Raw genomic sequence first — 22,388 nt, forward strand, 5'->3', positions numbered from 1 at the left:
CTCCACACATTTCATACAGAGCCTGAAGGTCGGGAAGGCCGGCGCCGATATCAGTGCCCTGCCGCCTCCGGCCCTGCCTTGGCGGCGAACGGCGGCTTGGCCAGCCACACGATCAGGATCAGGCCCATGAACATCCAGCCCAGCAGCGTGAAGTAATCCACGGTGGAGAGCATGTACGCCTGCGCCTCGACGATACCGTCCAGCTGCTGGTAGGTCTTGAGCCCTGCGCCGCCCATCTGTTGGATGGTGTGCTGGGTGGCCGGGTCGTAGGCGGTCACGCTTTCCGTCAGGTAGGCATGGTGCTGGTCCGCCCGGCGAATCCAGATCCAGGTGGTCAGCGAGGCCGCGAAGCTGCCGCCCAGGGTCCGCAGGAAGGTGGCCAGGCCCGAGCCGTCGGCGATCTGGTTGGGTGGCAGGTCCGACAGCAGAATGGTCAGGGTCGGCATGAAGAACAGCGCCACGCCGATCCCCATGAACATCTGCACCAGCGCCACGTGGTTGAAGTCCACCTCGTTGGTGAAGCCGGCCCGCATGAAGCAGCTGGTGCCGATGGCCAGGAACGCCAGCCCTGCCAGGATGCGCAGGTCGAACTTGGTGGCGTACTTGCCCACGAACGGTGACATCAGCACCGGCAGGATACCCAGCGGTGCCACCGCCAGCCCCGCCCAGGTCGCCGTGTAGCCCAGCTGCGTCTGCAGCCACTGCGGCAGGATCAGGTTGATGCCGAAGAAGCCCGCATACCCCAGGATCAGCACAATGGTGCCGAAGCGGAAATTGCGGTACTTGAATAGCTTCAGGTTGACCACCGGGTGCTCGTCGGTCAGCTCCCAGATAACGAAGAACGCCAGGGCAATGGCCGAGATCACCGCACCGATGATGATGAAGTTGGACTCGAACCAGTCGGCGTCGTTGCCCTTGTCGAGCACGATCTGCAGGGCGCCAACCCCAATGATCAAGGCAATCAGGCCCACGTAGTCCATGGGCTGGCGGCTGGTGACCACCGGCCGTGCGGCCAGCTGTTGGCGCACCACCAGGCAGGCGAAGATACCGATCGGCACGTTGATGAAGAAAATCCACGGCCAGCTGTAGCTATCGGTAATCCAGCCGCCCAGGATCGGCCCGGCAATGGGCGCCACCACCGTGACCATGGCCAGCAGTGCCAGTGCCATCCCCCTTTTCGCCGGTGGGTACACGGCAATCAGCAGCGTCTGGGTCATGGGGTACAGCGGCCCCGCTACCACGCCTTGCAGCACGCGGAAGCCGACCAGTTCAGGCATCGACGTGGAGATACCACAGAGGAACGAGGCCAGCACGAACAGGATGGTGGCCCACAGGAACAGCTTGACCTCGCCAAAGCGACGGCTCAGCCAGCCGGTCAGCGGCAAGGCGATGGCGTTGCTCACGGCGAACGAGGTGATCACCCAGGTGCCCTGCTCGGAGCTGACCCCCAGGTTGCCGGAAATGGTCGGCAGCGCCACGTTGGCGATGGTGGTGTCGAGCACCTGCATGAAGGTCGCCAGCGACAGGCCGATGGTGCTGAGCAGCAGGCTGGGCGGCTTGAAGGAAGCGTTACTCATCGCAAATCCCTGGAAGTTGGAGGCGTACAGGCCCCGCGCGAGCGCACGGGGCCTGCGGATCGGCGAATCAGCGTTGGGCGGTGTTGCCGGCGCCGACGCTGTTGTCGTGGATCAGGCGGGTGATCATGTCATCGGCCTCACCCAGCTGACGGTCATACACCTGGGTGCTGAACGAGGCTTTCTGCGGCGGCTGCTGGGCCAACACCGGGCCGCTCTGGTCGTGCAGGTTGACGTCGACCACGGTGGACAGGCCGATGCGCAGCGGGTGGTCCTTCAGCTCATCCGGGTTCAGGTGGATACGCACGGGCACGCGCTGAACGATCTTGATCCAGTTGCCGGTGGCGTTCTGCGCCGGCAGCAGGGCGAAGGCGCTGCCGGTGCCGGCGCCCAGGCTGTCGACGGTGCCGGTGAACTTGACGTCGCTGCCGTACAGGTCGGCGGTGATGTCCACCGGCTGGCCGATGCGCATCTTGCTCAGCTGGGTTTCCTTGAAGTTGGCGTCGATCCAGATCTGGTCCAGCGGGATCACGGCCATGGTCGCGGTGCCCGGTTGGATGCGTTGGCCCAGCTGCACGGTGCGCTTGGCGACGTAGCCGGTGACCGGCGCGATCAGCGTGGTACGGGCGTTGGCCAGGTACGCCTGGCGCAGCTGCGCGGCGGCCGCCATCACGTCAGGGTGGGTGGCCACGGTGGTGTCATCCACCAGCGCGGTGTTGCTTTTCAGGCCCTGCTGGGCGTTGACGACAGCGGCCTGGGCAGCATTGAGGTCATCACGGGCGTGGCTCAGCTCTTCCTGCGAGATAGCCCCGCCGGCGGCCAGGGTACGGCGACGGTCATAGTTGTCCTGGGCCTTCTTCAGGTCGGTCTGGCGCGACAGCAACTGCGCCTTGGCGCCATCGACGTTGCTGTACAACCCGCGCACCTGGCGCACGGCCTTGGCCAGGTTAGCCTGGGCGCTTTGCAGGTTGACCTTGGCGTCGGCCGGGTCGAACTCCAGCAGCACCTGGCCGGCGTGCACCAGGTCGCCGTCGTCGGCGCCAATGCTGGTGACGGTGCCGGTGACCAGCGGGGTGATTTCCACCACGTTGCCGTTTACGTAGGCGTCGTCGGTGCTTTCGTTCCAGCGGCCGTAAACCTCGTACCAGCCCCAGGTAGCCAGGCCGCCGAGGATCACCAGCAACAGCAGAATGAACAGCATCACCTTACGCTTGCGCGGGTTGCCAGCGTTGGGTTGTTCCGTTGCCGGAGCCTTGTCCGGCGAGTTTGTAGCGGAGGCAGTAGCCATGACAGATACCTTGCTTATTCAGTCTGCGTTGCGTGTGCGGAAGGAGTGGCGGCCTGGGCGACGCTGTCGCCCGAGAAGCCGCCGCCCAGGGCCTGCATCAACTGGATCGACAGGTCGATCTGTTCGGCGTTGAGGCTGGCCAGTTGTCGTTGTGCCTGCAGCAGTTGCTGCTCGATGGTCAGCACGTCCACGTAGTTGCCGATACCGGAGCCATAACGCAGGGTGCCGGTGTCATAGGACTGCTTGGCGATGCTGGCCGCGCGTTCCTGGGCCTTGATCTGCAGGTCGATGGCGTGCAACTGGTTGATGGTGTCGCTGACATCGCCAAGGGCCTTGACCAGGCTCTTGTTGTACTGCGCCACCGCCAGGTCGTAGTCGGCGTCGCGGGCATCGAGGTCGGCGCGCAGGCGGCCGCCGTCGAAGATCGGCAACGACACCGTCGGCGAAATGCTCAACAGGCGGCTGGCGCCGCCGAACAGCGAATCACCCAGCAGCGACTGGGTGCCGGCCGCGGCGCTGAGGTTCAGATTGGGGTAGAAGCGGGTCTTGCCAGCGGCCACGTCCTTGCTCGCAGCCTCCACGCGCCAGCGCGCGGCCACCAGGTCCGGGCGGCGGCCCAGCAGTTCGGCGGGCAGCACCGATGGCAGCGCCACGGCGCTGGCCTGCAACACTTTCGGCCGGGCGATCTCGTTGGCCCGGTCCGGGCCCTTGCCCAGCAACACCGCCAGGGCGATGCGCGCGCTTTGCAGGCGCTTCTTGGCGTCTTCGGCCGAAGCCTGGGAGCTGGCAGCCAGGCTCTCGGTCTGCTGGAACTGGTAGTCGCTGTCGATGCCGGCCTTGAGGCGGCGCTGGCCCAGGTTCAGCATCTGCTGGGTGCGCTTGAGGTCGTCCTGGGCCAGGTCGTCCATGATGTAGGCCTGGCCCAGGTCACTGTAGGCGCGGGCGACATCGGCAGCCAGGGTAAGCCCGGCTGCCTGGCGGTCGACTTCGGCGGCGCGGGCCTGGCCCAGCGCGGCTTCCCAGGCGTCACGCTGGCCGCCCCACAGGTCGAAGCTGTAGTTGAACGACAGTTGCGCCTCGCGCACGGTGGCGTACAGGCCACCCACGCCCTGCGGGTCCTGCACCTTGGGCAGGCGCTCACGCACCACGCCCGCCGAGGCATCCAAAGTCGGCATGCGCGCAGCGTCCGCCGCCAGGGCGGCCGCCGTGGCCTGGTGGGCGCGGGCCGCGGCCACCTGCATATCGGGGCTGTCGCGCAGGGCTTCGCGGATCAAACCGTCCAGCTGCTCGTCGCCCAGGCTTTTCCACCAGTCGGCTTTCGGCCAGGCGGCAGGCGACAGGGTCACGCCTTTCAGCGTGCCATCGGCCTGCAGGGTTTTCGCATCGGTGGCCACGCCCGAGGTGTTCAGGCCATGGAAATTGGCACAGCCGGCCAGGCTCATGGCCAGGAACACCAGGCTGAACCGGTTGCGTAAGGACTTGCCGCTCATTTTTCACCTACCCGCAAGGCGGTGAGGGTGTCCCCGGCCGCCAGCAATACTTTGGTTAAGATTCGTTCCAGGTCCGCCAGTTCGGTCGGCTCCAGCACCCCTACCAAATCGTTCATGGCATCGGCGCCAATGTGTGGCATGCGCTCCGCCAGGGAATGCCCCTCGGCGGTCAGTGCCAGGCGGATCTGCCGACGGTCCGTGGCGCAGCGCTTGCGCGTGATCAGGTTTTTCTGTTCCAGGCGGTCGAGCATGCGGGTCATGGAACCACTGTCCAAAGACAGGTAGCGGCACAGCTCCGCTGGCGTATCGACCTTGTACATGTCAATGAAAATCAACACCTTGAACTGCGCCGAGGTCACACCTTCGGGCACCAGGTGGGTGTCCAGGATGCGATCCTTGACCTGCGACGCACGGCCCAGCAGCAGGCCGATGGTGCAGCGCTGGAAATTTTCCGGGGTGAAATGTCTCATCAAGAAGCCTGCCTAGGCAGTAATTTATACAAGATGTTACTGCCTAGGCAGCTAATGTCAAATAAATTTATTAGCTTGCTTAGTATTCGGACGACAGGCGGAAGGAAAAGTTTAGGCGCAAACGCGTAGCCGCTGCCGCAGGCTGCGCTGGTCTTCGAGTCCACTGAAAAACTGCAGCGAACATCAGGGCCAGCGCAGCCTGGCGGCAGCGGCTACAGAAAGGTCAAGCGAAGGCAGGCACGCCGCTGTGGAAGCGGAACTCGGGGTCGGGGCTGAGGATCAGGTCGGCCTCGACTTCGCGCACCTTGTCGATGGTCTTGGCAATGTCCTTGGCCTCACCGTAGTGATGCGCCAGCTTCAGGTAACCCTGGTAGTGCCGCGCCTCGCTCTTCAGCAGGCCGTGGTAGAAGGTGCCCAGCTCTTCGTCCAGGTGCGGCACCAGCGCCTCGAAACGTTCGCAGCTGCGCGCCTCGATGAACGCGCCTACCACCAGGGTGTCCACCAGCTTCACCGGCTCGTGGCTGCGGACCACCTTGCGCAGGCCCGAGGCATAGCGCCCGGCGTTCAGCGGCCGCAGTTCGACGTTGCGGCGCTTCATCAGGCGGATCACCTGTTCATGGTGCACCAGCTCTTCACGGGCCAGGCGCGACATGAAGTTGATCAGGTCGGCGTGGGTGCAGTACTTGGCGATCAGGCTCAGCGCGGTGCTGGCGGCCTTGAACTCGCAGTTCTTGTGGTCCACCAGCATGGTTTCCTGGTTCACCAGGGCTGCGTCGACCCACGCCTGCGGCGTCCTGCAACCGAGGAACTCATGGATTTCAGACAGCATGCTCGACTCCTGGGGCGGGGCAAAAGCCGGCGATTATACGGACCCCACGGCAGATCGCCAGCCGCTATGCTTGAGAGAGGTCAATGGGCCGGACTGGCGGCTGTCTATAGTAGAACCCTACCTGCCCCTACCCGCCCGGGAGAACCGTCATGCAAACCATCCGCAGCCTGTTGGTGGTGCTGGACCCTGAACACGCCCACAGCCAGGCGCTGACCCGCGCCAAGCTGATCGCCGGCGTCACCCAGGCGCACCTGCACCTGTTGATGTGCGACCACCACCAGGACCACAGCGCCCTGCTGACCCTGCTCAAGAGCCAGTTGCACGACGACGGCTTCAGCGCCACGGCCGAGCAGGCCTGGGAGGGCAACCTGGAGAAGACCATCATCAAGGTGCAACAGACCGAAGGCTGCGGCCTGGTGATCAAGCAGCACCGCCACGAAAGCGCGCTGAAGCGTTTCCTGCTCACGCCCAGCGACTGGAAGCTGCTGCGCCACTGCCCCTGCGCGGTGCTGATGGTGAAAAGCGAGCGGCCCTGGACCCACGGCGTGATTCTGGCGGCGGTCGACGTGGGCAATGCCGACGGCGAACACCGGCACCTGCACGCGAACATCGTCGAACATGGCTTCGACATTGCCCGCCTGGCCAAGGGCGACCTGCACGTGATCGCCGCCCACCCCTCGCCGATGCTGTCGGCCAAGGACCCGGCGTTCCAGCTCAAGGAAACCATCGAGGCGCGCTACCGCGAACAGTGCGCGGCATTCCAGGCCGAATTCGACATCGACGACGCCCACCTGCACATCGCCGAGGGGCCTGCGGACGTGCTGATTCCCTTCACCGCGCAGAAGCTCAACGCCGCCGTGACGGTGATCGGCACCGTGGCCCGCACCGGCGTGTCAGGGGCGCTGATCGGCAATACCGCGGAGGTGGTGCTGGATGCGCTGGAGAGTGACGTGCTGGTGCTCAAGACCGACGAGATCATCGCGCACCTGGAAGAATTGGCCCGCGGCTAGTTTGTGTGGGAGCTGGCTTGCCAGCGAGTTTTTGAGGCCCTCAAAGCTCGCTGGCAAGCCAGCTCCCACAGGCCCTCACGCCTCGGGAAACGCGTCCTGCAAAAAACCGGGCGCTATGTAGCGCTCGTAATGCGCCTCCGACAGCAGGAAGAATTCCCGATCAATGGCATCGCGCAATTCCGGCAGCTCCCAGTCGCGGAATTCGGGCAGCAGGACCATGCCGTAGGCCTCCAGCTGGTTGATCACCCGCGCGCCACGGGCGATCAACTGGTAGGCCCAGCAGTATTCGGACTGGTTCGGCACAAAACGGATCTTGCGTTGCTCCAGCTGAAGGCGCAGCTTGTCCTTGTCGAAGACTTCGAGCTTGGCCACCATCACCTGCACCAGCAGTTGCTCCAGGCGCAGCCACACGGCGCGCTTGGCGTCGTCGTCGTAACCGTTCCAGTGGATCACTTCGTGGTGGAAACGCTTGCAGCCGCGGCACACAAGATCCCCGTAAACCGTGGAGCAGAGGCCTACACAGGGGGTCTTGATGGACTGATTGGACATGGGCCGGCAACGCTTTGACAAAGAAGACAGGCGGCCATGTTAGCCCTTTGTCTAAGGATGATCACCCCTGAAGTGGTAGGGCTTAACTTACCTTTCTTGTTTTTTTGCCGTAGAATCACGCTGCCTTTTTAGGCACCAATGTCCGCTAGAAGCTGTTTTCAAAGCGTCACGAGCACAGTTATCCGACAGAACGGCGTTGGCGCAGGTATTTGCAGGCACAAGTACCTGGCGCCAGCCCTCATCAGCTCCCCGTTCTGGAGGCGTAAAACTTTGAAAGCAGCTTCTACAAGGAATTTCTGCAGCCCCGGCTCATCGGCTCGAGAAGCCGTGCGGTGCATGGGCGCAGAAGTGACTGGATGAGCGTCCCGGACAGGGACCACTGATGAGGGTAATAACTGTGCTTGAAGCCTACCGCAAACACATCGAAGAGCGTGCCGCCCAGGGTATCGTGCCCCAGCCGCTTAACGCCGAACAAACAGCCGGCCTGGTCGAGCTGTTGAAGAATCCTCCGGCTGGCGAAGAAGCCGTCCTTGTCGACCTGATCACCAACCGCGTTCCACCAGGCGTGGACGAAGCGGCCTACGTGAAGGCCGGCTTCCTCTCCGCCATCGCCAAGGGCGAAGCCACCTCCCCGCTGATCGACAAGAAACGTGCCGTCGAGCTGCTGGGCACCATGCAGGGCGGCTACAACATCGCCACCATGGTTGAGCTGCTGGACAGCGCCGAGCTGGCCGCTGTTGCCGCCGAACAGCTCAAGCACACCCTGCTGATGTTCGACGCCTTCCACGACGTGGCTGAAAAGGCCAAGAACGGCAACGAGCACGCCAAGGCCGTGCTGCAATCCTGGGCCGACGGCGAGTGGTTCAAGAAGCGCCCGGTGCTGGCCGACAAGATCAGCCTGCGCGTGTTCAAGGTCACCGGCGAAACCAACACCGACGACCTGTCCCCCGCCCCCGACGCCTGGTCGCGCCCTGACATCCCGCTGCACGCCCTGGCCATGCTGAAAATGGCCCGCGACGGTATCGTGCCGGACGTGCAAGGCTCCATCGGCCCGATGAAGCAGATCGAGCAGATGCGTGGCGAAGGCTTCCCGATCGCCTACGTCGGTGACGTGGTAGGTACCGGTTCGTCGCGTAAATCGGCGACCAACTCGGTGCTGTGGTTCTTCGGCGACGACATCCCCTACGTGCCGAACAAGCGCGCTGGTGGCTTCTGCTTCGGCTCGAAAATCGCCCCGATCTTCTACAACACCATGGAAGACGCCGGCGCCCTGCCGATCGAATTCGATGTCTCGAACATCAACATGGGCGACGTGATCGACCTGTACCCGCACGCTGGCAAGGTCTGCAAGCACGGTACCGACGAAGTCATCACCACCTTCGAAATGAAAACCCCGGTGCTGCTGGACGAAGTCCGCGCCGGTGGCCGTATTCCGCTGATCGTCGGCCGTGGCCTGACCGAAAAAGCGCGCGCCGAGCTGGGCCTGGGCCCAACCGACCTGTTCAAGCTGCCGGAAGCGCCGGTCGACACTGGCAAGGGCTTCACCCTGGCACAGAAAATGGTCGGCAAAGCCTGCGGCCTGCCAGTAGGCAAGGGCGTGCGCCCTGGCACCTACTGCGAACCGAAAATGACCACCGTGGGTTCGCAAGACACCACCGGCCCGATGACCCGCGACGAGCTGAAAGACCTGGCGTGCCTGGGCTTCTCCGCTGACTTGGTCATGCAGTCGTTCTGCCACACCGCTGCCTATCCGAAGCCGATCGACGTGGTCACCCACCACACCCTGCCGGACTTCATCCGCACCCGCGGCGGCGTTTCCCTGCGCCCAGGCGACGGCATCATCCACAGCTGGCTGAACCGCATGCTGCTGCCGGACACCGTCGGTACCGGTGGTGACTCGCACACCCGCTTCCCGATCGGCATCTCGTTCCCTGCAGGTTCGGGCCTGGTCGCCTTCGCCGCTGCCACCGGCGTCATGCCGCTGGACATGCCGGAGTCGGTACTGGTGCGCTTCAAGGGCAAACTGCAACCAGGCATCACCCTGCGTGACCTGGTACATGCCATCCCTTACTACGGCATCCAGAAAGGCCTGCTGACCGTCGAGAAGAAAGGCAAGATCAACGCCTTCTCGGGTCGCATCCTGGAAATCGAAGGCCTGGACGAGCTGACTGTTGAACAGGCATTCGAACTGTCCGACGCCTCGGCCGAGCGTTCCGCCGCCGGTTGCACCATCAAGCTGCCGGAAAAGGCTATCGCCGAGTACCTGAAGTCGAACATCACCCTGCTGCGCTGGATGATCAGCGAAGGCTACGGCGATGCGCGCACCATGGAACGTCGTGCCCAGGCAATGGAAGCCTGGCTGGCCAACCCTGAACTGCTGGCCGCCGATGCCGACGCCGAATACGCCGAAATCATCGAAATCGACCTGGCCGACGTCAAGGAGCCAGTGCTCTGCGCCCCTAACGACCCGGACGACGCTCGCCTGCTGTCCACCGTTCAAGGCCAGAAGATCGACGAAGTGTTCATCGGTTCGTGCATGACCAACATCGGTCACTTCCGCGCTGCCGGTAAGCTGCTGGACCAGGTGAAAGGCCAACTGCCGACCCGCCTGTGGCTGTCGCCGCCGACCAAGATGGATGCCCACCAGCTGACCGAGGAAGGCTACTACGGCATCTACGGCAAGGCTGGCGCGCGCATGGAAATGCCGGGCTGCTCGCTGTGCATGGGTAACCAGGCACGTGTTGAGCCGAACAGCACCGTGGTGTCGACCTCGACTCGTAACTTCCCGAACCGTCTGGGCGATGGCGCCAACGTGTTCCTGGCCTCCGCCGAACTGGCCGCCGTTGCCTCGATCCTGGGCAAGCTGCCAACCGTCGAGGAGTACATGGAGTACGCGAAAAACATCGACAGCATGGCTGCCGACGTTTACCGCTACCTGAGCTTCGACCAGATCGCCGAATTCCGCGAGGCTGCTGCCAGCGCGAACATTCCGGTGGTTCAGGCCTAAGCCCGACCGGCAATAAAAAAACCCCGTCCTGGTGACGGGGTTTTTTATTGCCTCCTGAAAGCGCAGACAAGCCAAACCACCCCTAGCTGCAGGAACACCGGGGCTCCCGCACCACGGTATCGGGAAACATTGGCTGGTTACCAAGGACGATGCCGTGCCCTCGAAGTCGGAATTTCATGCAGGCGACAAGGCACGCACCCAGCGGGTCTCGAATTCAACCTGGGTGCCGGACCGGGTATTCAGGTAGTCCACCCGCCGCCCTCTTGCGGAGTAAGCATCGCCGCGACTGCCGGTGTATTCGACGATGGGGTTCACCGCTGTACGCCGGCCCTGCGCGTCACGCAACACGAACCGCGCGGCCCGGCCCGGCGTGCTGCCGCCAACCAATTCAAACTTCCACACCACAGGCGACGTGACTCCCCGGTACAAGCCCAGGTACCCCCCATGACTGACGTCCAGCGAGGCACCGGCAAACTCTCCAGCATCGTCCGCAGCACTGATGGCGAAATGAATCCGCTTCTCGCGTTGCTCCAGGTACCTGAAGGCAAATTTCGCCGCGTCGGTGGCCTGGTCACTGCGCACCAGCCAACCACCGCCCGCGAGCCCCCTGGCGCGATGCAAGGCGACAAAGCCTCGATGCCCCTCGGTTACGCAGTAAAGCTTGGCCACAAAGTATTGTCCGATGAATGAATCCATCACCCTTCCCCCTTTTTGCCTAGATCAATGGCTCTGGGTTGAGCAGGACGAGCTGTAGGACGGTGCCTTCACGCACATTGAGGTAAAGGACTCGCTCCTTGCTGACGTATACAGCGCTGTAACGGCTGCCCGTCGCGATAGCCGTAGGCAGCACCCCGAGACGGAACCCGTCGTAGTCACGCAACCAGAAGGTCTGGTCATCCTCATGGCCGGAGAAATCAATCTTCCATTCATTGTGTACAGCGGCCACGTGATACAGGCCGGCATAGCCGCCCTGGCTGACCCCCAGGTGCGCATCCTGGTATTCGCCGGCGCCTTGAGCGCCCCTGATTGCGTAGTGGAAGCGATCATCCTGATCGCTTAAAAAGTCGAACCTGAATCGGGGGCCGGGTGCTTGCTCAGTCCCCACCAACATCCAACCACTCTTGATCGAGCCCTCGCCTTGGGAAAAGGCCACTGGCCCGCGAAACCCTTCGGTGATGCTATACAACTGAGCGGTGAACGAAGTACCCATCAACGCCTTCATGATGACCTCCCTGGTCTCTGGAAGCGGGGCTTTGCCCGCTGTCAGCGGGCTGCTGACATTCCCAACATAACGTGGGGCACCAGCACATTGCAGGACGAAAAGATCTCCAGCGGGCAGGTTTGCAGGAGTAAAAAAAACCCGTCGCAGGCGACGGGTTTTCTAGATGACCTACGGGATCACGGGTTGGATGTACCGCTCAACGCCAGATCCATCAACTCCCGGTTCGCCACCGCATACATGGCGTAATCGGTGCCGGTAGCGGCCTTCAGCTCTTCAAGCATGGCGCGCCAGCGCACCACCATGCCCTTGTGCTGCTCAGCCCACAGCTCCACGCGGGCGTCCATGTCCGCAGGGCCATCGGCCATCTGCAGCACGGAGATGGTGATCGCCCGCTGCTGGAAGTCGATGTCGTCGCGGAACGCCTCGCGGGCCAGGGCTTGCCAGTTGTTTTCCACCGGCAGGCTGCTGATTTGCTGCAGGTACCAGTTCAGGTCCAGGGAACTGCCCACGGCGAAGAACGCCCGCGCCACTTCCGCAGCGTTGTGGCCGGTGACGTCCGAGGCCTCGATGATCGGCAGCAGCGTGTACAGGTGGCTGGTGCCTGCGACCATCCGCGCCAGCAATTCCGGCACGCCGGCTTCGACGTAACCCTGGTAGCGGGTCTGCCACACCTCGCGGGTAGGGCCTTCCAGCAGCTCGTCCAGCTTCAGGCCCAGCGCGGCGATATGCGGCCCGAAGTGCGCCACGTCGCGACCGGCGTCCTGCTCGTTGCGGCGGCTGCGCAGGAACCAGCGCGTGGCACGGCGGCCCAGGCGCATCAGCTCGTCCATCAGCGCCAGCTGCACCTCGGCGGCCACCTGGTAGTCCAGCGCCTCGATCTGGCGGAACCAGTGCGGCAGGTGGAAGATGTCGCGCACGATTACGTAGGCACCGGCGACGTTGGCCGGGCTCATGCCGGTGGACTCCTTCAGCCGCTGCACGAAGGTGATGCCCATGTTGTTGACCAGGTCGTTGGCGATCTGGGTGCTGACAATCTCGCGTTTCAGGCGGTGGCGGCGCATGGACTCGGCGTACTTGCTGACCAGCGACGGCGGGAACGCCGTCTCCATGTCGCGGGTCAGGTAGTCGTCGTCCGGCACCTGGGACTTGAGCAGGGCTTCCTTGAGATCGATCTTGCTGTAGGAAATCAGCACCGACAGCTCGGCCCGGGTCAGGCCCTGGTTGTTCGCCACGCGCTCCACCAGCTGTTCCTCGGACGGCAGGAACTCGATGGCACGGTCCAGCTTGCCACGGCTCTCCAGGTCAGCCATCAGGCGCTTGTACTCGGCCAGGCGCTCGTAGGCACGGCGCGCGGCCAGGGACAGGGCCTGGGTCTGCTTGTAGTTGTTGCCCAGCACCAGGTGGCCAACCTCGTCGGTCATGCTGCCCAGCAGCAGGTTACGCTGCTTCTCGGTCATGTCGCCGGCCTGCACCGCTTCATTGAGCAGGATCTTGATGTTGACCTCGTGGTCGGAGCAGTCCACGCCACCGGCGTTGTCGATGAAGTCGGTGTTGGTGGCGCCGCCCAGCAGGCCGAACTCCACGCGGCCCAGCTGGGTCATGCCCAGGTTGCCGCCCTCGCCCACCACCTTGCAGCGCAGCTCATTGCCGTTCACGCGCAGGGCGTCGTTGGCCTTGTCGCCCACGTCGGCGTGGGACTCGCTGCTGGCCTTGACGTAGGTGCCGATGCCGCCGTTCCACAGCAGGTCTACCGGAGCCTTCAGCAGGGCGTTCAGCAGTTCGGTAGGCGTCAGTTTTTCGGCCTGGATGTCGAAGCGTTGCTTCATCTGCGGGCTGATGGCGATGCTCTTGGCGCTGCGCGGGAAGATACCGCCGCCTTCGGACATGAGCGCCGTGTTGTAGTCGCTCCAGGCCGAGCGCGGCAGGTCGAACAGGCGCTGGCGCTCGGCGAAGCTGCTGGCCGGGTCCGGGTTGGGGTCGATGAAGATGTGCAGGTGGTTGAAGGCGGCCACCAGCTGCAGTTTGTCGGACATCAGCAGGCCGTTGCCGAACACGTCGCCGGCCATGTCGCCGATGCCGATCACCGTGGTCACGTCCTGCTGCACGTTGATGCCGCGCTCGCGGAAGTGGCGCTGCACGCCCACCCACGCACCCTTGGCGGTGATGCCCATTTTCTTGTGGTCGTAGCCGGCCGAACCACCCGAGGCGAAGGCGTCGCCCAGCCAGAAGCCGTAGTCGATGGCGATGCCGTTGGCGATGTCGGAGAAGGTCGCGGTGCCCTTGTCGGCGGCCACCACCAGGTAGGGGTCATCGTCGTCGTGGCGCACCACGTTGGCTGGCGGCACCACGCCGCCGTCCTTGAGATTGTCGGTGATGTCCAGCAGGCCCGAGATGAACAGGCGGTAGCAGGCAATGCCCTCGGCCTGGATATCGTCACGGCTGCCGCCCAGGGGCAGGCGCCGCGGCAGGAAGCCGCCCTTGGCGCCCACGGGCACGATCACCGAGTTCTTCACCTGCTGGGCTTTTACCAGGCCCAGCACCTCGGTGCGGAAGTCTTCCTCGCGGTCCGACCAGCGCAGGCCGCCACGGGCGACGTTGCCGAAACGCAGGTGCACGCCTTCGACGCGAGGGCTGTAGACGAAGATCTCGAACTTGGGCACCGGCTTGGGCAGCTCGGGAATCAGCTTGGGGTTGAACTTGAAGCTGAAGTACGACTTGGCGTGGCCGTTCGCATCAGGTTGGTAGAAGTTGGTGCGCAGAGTGGCCTTGATCAGGTCCAGGTAGCGCCGCAGGATGCGGTCCTCGTTGAGCACCTGCACGTCGTCCAGCGCCGTGAGGATGGCCTGCTCCAGGCGTTGCTGCTTGTCGTCGAGGTCTTCGCCGGTGAGCTTGCGCGCCAGGTAGAAACGGGTCTTGAACAGCCGGGTCAGCTCGCGGGCGATGTCGGTGTGGTTGTTCAGGGTGCTGGCGATGTAGCCCAGGTCGAAGCCCAGGCGGATCTGCTTCAGGTAGCGGGCGTAGGCACGCAGCAACGCCACGTCGCGCCACGGCAGGCCGGCGGTCAGCACCAGGCGGTTGAAGGCGTCGTTCTCGGCGTCGCCCTGCACGATGTGCACGAAGGCGTCCTGCAGGGTGTCGTTGAGCTGCTGGATGTCCAGGTCCAGGCCTTCGGCGGCGGTGAAGGCGAAGTCATGAATCCAGAACTCGCGGCCGTTGGTGTGGCGCAAGCGGTACGGGAACTCGCCCAGCACGCGTAGGCCAAGGTTTTCCAGGATCGGCAGCACGTCGGATAGCGCCAGCGGCGTGTCGGCGTGGTACAGCTTGCAGTGCAGCTGCTGCTTGCCGGTCTGCGCCAGCGGCTGGTAGAAGCTCATCACCAGCGGGCGCTTGTCGTTCAGGGCCAGCAAGTGCTGCATGTCGACCACCGCCGAATGCGCGGCGAAGCGCTCGCGGTAGCCGGCGGGGAAGCCTTTCGGGAAGTCGGCCAGCACGTTGGTGCCGTGGGCTTCGCCGAACGCCTCGACGGTCAGGCTGGCGTAGTCGTCCTGCCAGGAACGGCAGGCCTGCACCACTTCGTTTTCCAGCTGCAGCGGGTCGATGTCGATGCGGTTCTTCGGGTCCACGCGCAGGATCAACTGCACCCGCGCCAGCACCGATTCCGAGAAGAAGGTCCAGAACTCGCAGTCGCTGGCCTTGAGGCGGTCCATCAGCACCTGCTGGATCTTCTGCCGCACCTCGGTGGAGTAGACGTCACGCGGCACGTAGGCCAGGCAGTAGCAGAAGCGCCCGTACGGGTCCTTGCGCAGGAACACGCGGATCTTGTTGCGCTCCTGGATCTGCACGATGGACATCACCGTGGTGAACAGCTCGTCCACCGGGGTCTGGAACAAGTCGTCGCGCGGCAGCACTTCCACCACCTGGGCCAGTTCCTTGCCCAGGTGCGCCTTGGGATCGAAGCCCGAACGGCGCTCGATTTCGGCGACCTTGCGGCGAATGTACGGGATCTGCCGGACACTTTCACCGTACACCGTGGAGGTGTACAGGCCCATGAAGCGGCATTCCTTGATCACCCGGCCGTTGGCGTCCAGCTGGCGCACCGAGACATAGTCCGGGTAAGCCGGGCGGTGCACGCGGCTGGGGTGCGCGGCCTTGGCGAAGGACAGCAGCAGCGGTTCGTTCAGGTAGTTGACGGCGTAGTCTTCGATGCGCAGGTCATCGGCGCTGAGGCCGGCGCGCAGCAGGCGGGTCAGGCCCAGGAACGAGCTTTCGTCGTACACCAGGTGGCCGCCGTCGGCGTCGTTGGCCACCACGAATTCTTCATAGCCCAGGAAGGTGAAATGGTTGGCCACCAGCCATTCCAGGAAGGTCTTGACCTCGGCCTTTTCCTCTTCATCCACCCCATAAGGGCTCTGGTCCACCAGTTGCAGCACTTCGCGGACCTTGGCCTTCATCGGCTCGAAATCGGCCACGGCCACGCGCACTTCCACCAGCACCTGCTCCAGCTCCTTGGCCAGCAGCTTGAGCTCGGCGGCGTTGGCGCAGCGGTCGATCTCCAGGTACATCAGCGATTCCTGCAGCACGCCCTCGCCCTGGGTGCCCTTGGGCAGCAGCTCCAGCAGGCTGCCATCGGCGCCGCGGCGCACGCTGAGCACGGTGGTCTGCAGGGTGTGGATGCTGTAGCCGCGACGGTTGAGCTCGGTGCGCACCGAGTCCACCAGGAACGGCAAGTCGTGGTGCAGCACCTCGACCGCGGTGTGGGTGGATTGCCAGCCGTGGCGTTCGTAATCGGGGTTGTACACCCTTACCTGGGGCTGGGCGTGGTCGAACCGCTCCAGCAGGCGCCAGGCCGAAAGGGTACAGCCGGCCAGGTCGCTCAGGCGGCGCTGGGTGAGTTCGTCCAACGAGATGATGCCGAAGAACTGATCAGCGAACAGCGCTACTTGTGGCAGGGCCTGCTCGCTAACGTGCTGCGCCAGGGCCGCTTTCAGTTGTTGCTGGAAGTCGGCTTTGCTGGCTGCGGTGAAGAACGCCATCTGTGGTACTCCGCTTGGGCTTGTTTTTGAATGAAGCGTCGCGTGTGTTCCCCTCTGGGATCAACCATAGCCAACCCGCCGCAAGAGGGGAGGAAAAACCCGATACCGGAGGTTGCCGGCACCGAGGGCAAGGGTCCGAACCGGTGCCTTGGACGTTGCACCAAAATGGACCGCTTGCCGACTCCCCAGCTTACCCAGGGCAACAGCTTCGATACTTGCAGGGCTGCGACATATTCGGTCAATCCGGAGTTGTCGTACGAGCTACACAGGGCGTTGCACACACAGGTTTCAGATTCGACGCAAACAGTGTCAGAATCCCTGCCTGCCCTCTTACCGTGGAAACAATCATGCAATTTCAAGCCAGCCAGTTGATGGTCAACCCTTGTGACGACGAAGAAGACAACATGGCGCTGGTGTGCTGCCACGATGAAAAAGGCGGCATGATCCTCATCACCCGCATGGCCGATGACAACGATGTGGAATTCACCCTGGGCGAAGAAGAGCCGTGCTACGTGCGCGACTTCAAGGTCACCCTGGACGAGCACACCCTGAAGTTCGAACTGGCCGCCGATGACGCCGACGTATTGAACGGCGACGCCGAACTGGTGATCCACTATGACAAGGGCCAGGTAGACCTGGCTGAAGTCGAGGAAACCCTGCGCAACATTCTCGACGGCACCGGCACCTACGTGAGCCACATCGCCCGCTGATCACGCCCTGGAGCGCGCCATGACCCGCCCGGTATTCGACGCTCACTGCCACATCATTGACCCGCGCTTCCCGCTGGTCGCCAATGACGGCTACCTGCCCCCCACCTACACGGTGGACGACTACCAGGCCCAGGTCGCGCCGCTGGGCGTATGTGGCGGCGCGGTGGTGTCGGGCTCGTTCCAGGTGTTCGACCAGCAGTACCTGCTGGACGCCCTCGCGCGGCTGGGGCCCGGCTATGTCGGGGTGACCCAGCTGCCGGCTTCAGTCACCGACGCCGAGCTGCAGCACCTGGACCGCCACGGCGTGCGCGCCCTGCGCTTCAACCTCAAGCGCGGTGGTTCCGAACAGCTGGACAAGCTGGAGCCCTTCGCCAAGCGCGTGCATGAACTGCTGGGCTGGCACGCCGAGCTGTACGTCGATTCCCGTGATTTGCACGCGCTGGAGGCGCGCCTGCTGCGCCTGCCGGAAGTCAGCATCGACCACCTGGGCCTGAGCCGTGACGGCCTGCCCACGCTGTTGCGCCTGGCCGAACGCGGCGTGCGGGTGAAGGCCTGCGGCTTCGGCCGGGTGGATTTCCCCGTGGGGCCGGCGTTGCAGGCCATTTACGCGGCCAATCCCCACGCACTGATGTTCGGCACCGACCTGCCGTCCACGCGGGCGCCGCGGCCGTTCCAGGTCGAGGACCTGGGGCTGGTGGAGGACATGCTGGGGGACGATGGTGCGCAGATGGTGCTGTGGGGCAATGCGCGGGATTTCTATCGGTTGTGATTGTTGTGGGAGCCGGCTTGCCGGCGAGCTTTTCGGGCTTCAACAGCTCGCTGGCAAGCCAGCTCCCACACTCATCAATCGAGCTTCTTGCGGATCCAGTAGAGGTAGGTGCCCTCGCCTTCACGCCGCTCCACCAGTTCATGCCCCAGGAACACGCAGAACTTGGGAATGTCGCGCTGGGTGGAGGGGTCGGTGGCAATCACCTTCAGCAAGCCGCCGGCCGGCAGGTCGCGCACGTGCTGGTGCAGCATCATCACCGGTTCCGGGCAGTTGAGGCCGGTGGCGTCGAGCACGCCATCCACGGCCAGTTCAGCAGGTTCAGACATACAAATCTCCAGAAACGTGCGGGCATTGTCAGCCAATGCCCGGGCGCAGGTCACCCCTTGCGCGGGGCCTTCTTGGTCGGGGTGTCGATACGGCGCAGGTGGCAGGTCACTTCCTCGCGGTCGTGATACAGCTGCTTGCAGCCGATTTCCACTTCGATACCGCGGGCCTTGAAGCCGTCGGCGATGCGCTCCAGCAGGCGGCGCACCTCGGCGTAGCGCTGCTTCATCGGCAACTTCAGGTTGACCACCGCCTCGCGGCACAGGCCCTCGCCCAGCCAGGTTTCCAGCAGGGAGGCGCTGCGGGCTGGTTTCTCGACGATGTCGCACACCATCCAGTCCACGGTGGGGCGCGGCTTGTAGGTGAAACCGTCGGCCATCAGGTGGGTGACCAGGCCGGTGTCCATCAGGCTCTGGGCCATGGGGCCGTTGTCGATGGCCGTCACCAGCATGCCGCGGCGCACCAACTGGTAGGTCCAGCCGCCAGGGGCAGCGCCCAGGTCGACGCCGGTCATGTCTTCCGACAGACGCGCGTCCCACTCGTCGCGCGGGATGAAGTGGTGCCAGGCCTCTTCCAGCTTCAGCGTCGAGCGGCTGGGCGCCTCGCGGGGGAACTTCAGGCGCGGGATGCCCATGGGCCACATGGCCGAATTGTGCGCCGGGGCCAGGCCCAGGAACACCTCGCGGCCGCTGCGGAAGGTCAGCAGCAGACGCGGCAGGTCATCGTCTTCCACCAGCTTGCCGGCCTTGAGCAGGGCCTTGCGCAGCGGGCCTTCGAATTTGCGACAGAAGGTCGACAATTCCTTGCCGTCGTTGGTATCCAGCACTTCCAGCCACAGGCTGCCGCAGGTCGGATACGCGCCGAGGGCATCGAGCAGCACGCTGATGCGGTCGGTTTCCGGCAGTTCCACGAACGCGCCACGCGCCCACTGGCGCGGGAAGATCAGGTCGCTGAAGTTGACCTCGTCCATCAGCCGCTCAAGGTCCGCCGGTTCATGGCAGACGAACTCGGCGAAAGCGCTGGCCGGCTTGGCCTTGGCGTAGCCAGCCACGTCGAAATACGCGGCCAGTTCGGAAATTTCGGAACAGACTTCGCCTTCGAAGCCCGGCCGGCAGTGCATAAACAGGGTATTCATCAACCACTCCTGGACCGGCGCCCCGACAGTAGGCCGCCGCCATGGCGAGCGCACCACTGGCGCGCTGCCGAAATCGGCGCATTCTAAAGGAAGTTCGGAACCGGCGACACGCCTGGACAGTCAGGTGTAATGATAGCTAGCTACGCTTTATGCCCTGGGTCCGTGCCGTGCGGACCTTCGCGGCAGCCGCCAAGGAGTGATTTCATGCCCTCGCTTGATAGCCTGAAGACCCTCAAGACCCTGCAGGTCGACGACCGTCAGTACCACTATTTCAGCCTGCCCGAAGCCGCCAGGAGCCTGGGTGGCCTGCAACAACTGCCCATGTCCCTGAAAGTGCTGCTGGAAAACCTGCTGCGCTGGGAGGACGCCAAGACCGTCACCGGCGACGACCTCAAGGCCCTGGCCGCCTGGCTCAAGGACCGCCGCAGCGACCGCGAGATCCAGTACCGCCCTGCCCGCGTGCTGATGCAGGACTTCACCGGCGTGCCGGCGGTGGTCGACCTGGCCGCCATGCGCGCCGCCGTGGCCAAGGCCGGCAGCGACCCACAGCGCATCAACCCGCTGTCGCCGGTGGACCTGGTAATCGACCACTCGGTGATGGTCGACAAATACGGCGACAACCAGGCCTTCGGCGAAAACGTCGACATCGAAATGCAGCGCAACGGCGAGCGTTACGCCTTCCTGCGCTGGGGCCAGAGCGCCTTCGACAATTTCAGCGTGGTGCCGCCGGGCACCGGCATCTGCCACCAGGTGAACCTGGAGTACCTGGGCCGCACCGTGTGGACCAAGGAAGAGGACGGCCGCACCTACGCCTTCCCCGATACCCTGGTGGGCACCGACTCGCACACCACCATGATCAACGGCCTGGGCGTGCTGGGCTGGGGCGTGGGCGGCATCGAGGCCGAGGCGGCCATGCTCGGCCAGCCAGTGTCGATGCTGATTCCCGAGGTGATCGGCTTCAAGCTCACCGGCAAGCTCAAGGAAGGCATTACCGCCACCGACCTGGTGCTCACCGTCACCCAGATGCTGCGCAAGAAAGGCGTAGTGGGCAAATTCGTCGAATTCTACGGCGACGGCCTGGCCGACCTGCCCCTGGCGGACCGCGCCACCATCGCCAACATGGCCCCGGAATACGGCGCCACCTGCGGCTTCTTCCCGGTGGATGAGGTCACGCTGGACTACCTGCGCCTGTCCGGCCGCCCCGAGGCCACGGTAAAACTGGTGGAGGCCTACACCAAGGCCCAGGGCCTGTGGCGCCTGCCAGGCCAGGAACCGCTGTTCACCGACAGCCTGGCGCTGGACATGGGCACGGTTGAAGCCAGCCTGGCCGGACCCAAGCGGCCCCAGGACCGGGTGGCGCTGCCGAAAGTGGCCCAGGCGTTCTCGGACTTCATCGGCCTGCAGCTCAAGCCTTCCAGCAAGGACGAAGGCCGCCTGGAAAGCGAAGGCGGCGGTGGCGTGGCCGTGGGCAACGCTGCCCAGGCCGGCGAGGCGCAGTACAGCTGGCAGGGCCAGACCCACCACCTCAAGGACGGCGCCGTGGTGATCGCCGCCATCACCTCGTGCACCAACACCTCCAACCCCAGCGTGATGATGGCCGCCGGGCTGGTGGCGAAGAAGGCCGTGGAAAAAGGCCTGCAGCGCAAGCCCTGGGTGAAGAGCTCGCTGGCGCCCGGCTCGAAGGTGGTGACCGATTATTACAAGGCCGCCGGCTTGACCCAGTACCTCGACGCCCTGGGCTTCGACCTGGTGGGCTACGGCTGCACCACCTGCATCGGCAACTCCGGGCCGCTGGACGAGCCCATCGAGAAGGCCATCCAGCAGGCCGACCTGACCGTGGCCTCGGTGCTTTCGGGCAACCGCAACTTCGAGGGCCGCGTGCACCCGCTGGTGAAAACCAACTGGCTGGCTTCACCGCCGCTGGTGGTCGCCTACGCCCTGGCCGGCAGCGTGCGCATCGACATCAGCAGCGAACCCCTGGGCACCGGCAAGGACGGCAAGCCGGTGTACCTGCGCGACATCTGGCCCAGCCAGCAGGAAATCGCCGACGCGGTGCGCAGCGTCGACACTGCCATGTTCCACAAGGAGTACGCCGAGGTGTTCGCCGGCGACGCCCAGTGGCAGGCCATCGAGGTGCCCCAGGCCGCTACCTATGTGTGGCAGGACGACTCCACCTACATCCAGCACCCGCCGTTCTTCGATGACATCACCGGCGCGCTGAAGCCGGTGGTCGACGTGCAGGGGGCCCGGGTGCTGGCGCTGCTGGGCGATTCGGTGACCACCGACCACATCTCCCCCGCCGGCAACATCAAGGCGGACAGCCCCGCCGGCCGCTACCTGCGGGAGAAAGGCGTGGAGCCGCGCGACTTCAACTCCTATGGCTCGCGCCGCGGCAACCATGAAGTGATGATGCGCGGTACCTTCGCCAACATTCGCATCCGCAACGAAATGCTCAACGGCGAGGAAGGCGGCAACACCTACTACATCCCCACGGGCGAGCGCCTGGCCATCTATGACGCGGCCATGCGCTACCAGGCCGACGGCACGCCGCTGGTGGTCATTGCCGGGCAGGAATATGGCACCGGCTCCAGCCGCGACTGGGCGGCCAAGGGCACCAACCTGCTGGGCGTGAAGGCGGTGATCGCCGAGAGCTTCGAGCGCATCCACCGCTCCAACCTGGTGGGCATGGGCGTGTTGCCGCTGCAGTTCAAGGATGGCCAGAGCCGCAAGACCCTGAAGCTGAGCGGGCGCGAAACCCTCGACATCACTGGCCTTAGCGGCGCCGACCTGCGCCCGCACATGGACCTGACCCTGCGCATCACCCACGAGGACGGCAAGCAGGAAAACGTGACGGTGCTGTGCCGCATCGACACCCTCAACGAGGTGGAGTACTTCAAGGCCGGCGGCATCCTGCACTACGTGCTGCGCCAGCTGATCGCCTCATGACCCCTTGATCCCGTAGCAGCTGCCGCAGGCGG

At 64.4% G+C, this 22,388-nt stretch carries 16 protein-coding genes; 5 read left to right on the top strand and 11 right to left on the bottom strand.

From position 1 onward, the window contains the following. Window positions 1–50: 50 nt before the first annotated feature. From RAM80_RS08595 to RAM80_RS08615, 5 genes are all read right to left on the bottom strand, one after another. Window positions 51–1,577, bottom strand: a complete 1,527-nt coding sequence (locus RAM80_RS08595; protein WP_416425838.1) for a DHA2 family efflux MFS transporter permease subunit — start codon at window positions 1,575–1,577, stop codon at window positions 51–53. Between the two features lie 67 nt (window positions 1,578–1,644). Next, window positions 1,645–2,862: an efflux RND transporter periplasmic adaptor subunit gene (locus RAM80_RS08600; RefSeq protein ID WP_416425839.1), complete on the bottom strand. Its 1,218-nt coding sequence runs from the start codon at window positions 2,860–2,862 to the stop codon at window positions 1,645–1,647. A 14-nt stretch (window positions 2,863–2,876) separates the two neighbouring features. Next, entirely contained in the window at window positions 2,877–4,352 is a 1,476-nt protein-coding gene (locus RAM80_RS08605) for an efflux transporter outer membrane subunit (protein WP_416425841.1), read from the bottom strand. Further along, window positions 4,349–4,822, bottom strand: coding sequence for a MarR family winged helix-turn-helix transcriptional regulator (locus RAM80_RS08610; protein WP_416425842.1), 474 nt, complete (start codon window positions 4,820–4,822; stop codon window positions 4,349–4,351). The genes RAM80_RS08605 and RAM80_RS08610 overlap by 4 nt, the downstream gene beginning before the upstream one ends. Before the next feature lie 223 nt (window positions 4,823–5,045). Further along, entirely contained in the window at window positions 5,046–5,651 is a 606-nt protein-coding gene (locus RAM80_RS08615; protein WP_416425843.1) for a tRNA-(ms[2]io[6]A)-hydroxylase, read from the bottom strand. A 149-nt stretch (window positions 5,652–5,800) separates the two neighbouring features. Here RAM80_RS08615 and RAM80_RS08620 point away from each other — a divergent pair, with 149 nt between their 5' ends. Beyond that, window positions 5,801–6,661: a universal stress protein gene (locus RAM80_RS08620; RefSeq protein WP_416425844.1), complete on the top strand. Its 861-nt coding sequence runs from the start codon at window positions 5,801–5,803 to the stop codon at window positions 6,659–6,661. Window positions 6,662–6,736: 75 nt separating this feature from the next. On the opposite strand, the gene RAM80_RS08625 is transcribed toward RAM80_RS08620, so the two are convergent. Then, entirely contained in the window at window positions 6,737–7,210 is a 474-nt protein-coding gene (locus tag RAM80_RS08625; RefSeq protein ID WP_416425845.1) for a DUF1289 domain-containing protein, read from the bottom strand. Window positions 7,211–7,607: 397 nt separating this feature from the next. On the opposite strand from RAM80_RS08625, the gene acnB reads away from it, so the two are divergent. Next, complete coding sequence (gene acnB / locus RAM80_RS08630) at window positions 7,608–10,217, top strand: bifunctional aconitate hydratase 2/2-methylisocitrate dehydratase (RefSeq protein ID WP_416427438.1); 2,610 nt, start codon at window positions 7,608–7,610, stop codon at window positions 10,215–10,217. A 174-nt stretch (window positions 10,218–10,391) separates the two neighbouring features. Here the strand turns inward: acnB and RAM80_RS08635 are convergent, their stop codons facing one another. The 3 genes from RAM80_RS08635 to RAM80_RS08645 form a co-directional block, all read right to left on the bottom strand. Next, window positions 10,392–10,913 carry a hypothetical protein gene (locus RAM80_RS08635; protein ID WP_416425846.1) on the bottom strand — a complete coding sequence of 174 codons (522 nt, stop codon included), beginning with the start codon at window positions 10,911–10,913 and terminating at the stop codon, window positions 10,392–10,394. 19 nt (window positions 10,914–10,932) lie between these two features. Next, window positions 10,933–11,439 carry a hypothetical protein gene (locus RAM80_RS08640; protein ID WP_416425847.1) on the bottom strand — a complete coding sequence of 169 codons (507 nt, stop codon included), beginning with the start codon at window positions 11,437–11,439 and terminating at the stop codon, window positions 10,933–10,935. Between the two features lie 176 nt (window positions 11,440–11,615). Then, window positions 11,616–16,472 (bottom strand): NAD-glutamate dehydrogenase, encoded by a 4,857-nt coding sequence (locus RAM80_RS08645; RefSeq protein WP_416425848.1) that lies wholly within the window; start codon window positions 16,470–16,472, stop codon window positions 11,616–11,618. Window positions 16,473–16,819: 347 nt separating this feature from the next. Between RAM80_RS08645 and RAM80_RS08650 the strand changes: the two genes are divergently transcribed. Then, on the top strand, window positions 16,820–17,182 hold the full coding sequence (locus RAM80_RS08650) for a hypothetical protein (RefSeq protein WP_416425849.1): 363 nt from the start codon (window positions 16,820–16,822) through the stop codon (window positions 17,180–17,182). Window positions 17,183–17,201: 19 nt separating this feature from the next. Next, window positions 17,202–17,951 (top strand): amidohydrolase family protein, encoded by a 750-nt coding sequence (locus RAM80_RS08655; protein WP_416425850.1) that lies wholly within the window; start codon window positions 17,202–17,204, stop codon window positions 17,949–17,951. A gap of 74 nt (window positions 17,952–18,025) precedes the next feature. Here RAM80_RS08655 and tusA read toward each other — a convergent pair whose 3' ends face one another. Together tusA and rlmM are read right to left on the bottom strand one after the other, a co-directional pair. Then, entirely contained in the window at window positions 18,026–18,277 is a 252-nt protein-coding gene (gene tusA / locus RAM80_RS08660) for a sulfurtransferase TusA (protein WP_416425851.1), read from the bottom strand. 50 nt (window positions 18,278–18,327) lie between these two features. After that, complete coding sequence (gene rlmM / locus RAM80_RS08665; RefSeq protein ID WP_416425852.1) at window positions 18,328–19,410, bottom strand: 23S rRNA (cytidine(2498)-2'-O)-methyltransferase RlmM; 1,083 nt, start codon at window positions 19,408–19,410, stop codon at window positions 18,328–18,330. A 204-nt stretch (window positions 19,411–19,614) separates the two neighbouring features. Between rlmM and acnA the strand changes: the two genes are divergently transcribed. Further along, window positions 19,615–22,356, top strand: a complete 2,742-nt coding sequence (acnA, locus tag RAM80_RS08670; protein ID WP_416425853.1) for an aconitate hydratase AcnA — start codon at window positions 19,615–19,617, stop codon at window positions 22,354–22,356. Window positions 22,357–22,388 lie beyond the last annotated feature (32 nt).

The sequence above is a fragment of the Pseudomonas sp. App30 genome, from assembly GCF_047947025.1.
In the GTDB taxonomy this organism is placed as follows: Bacteria; Pseudomonadota; Gammaproteobacteria; order Pseudomonadales; family Pseudomonadaceae; genus Aquipseudomonas.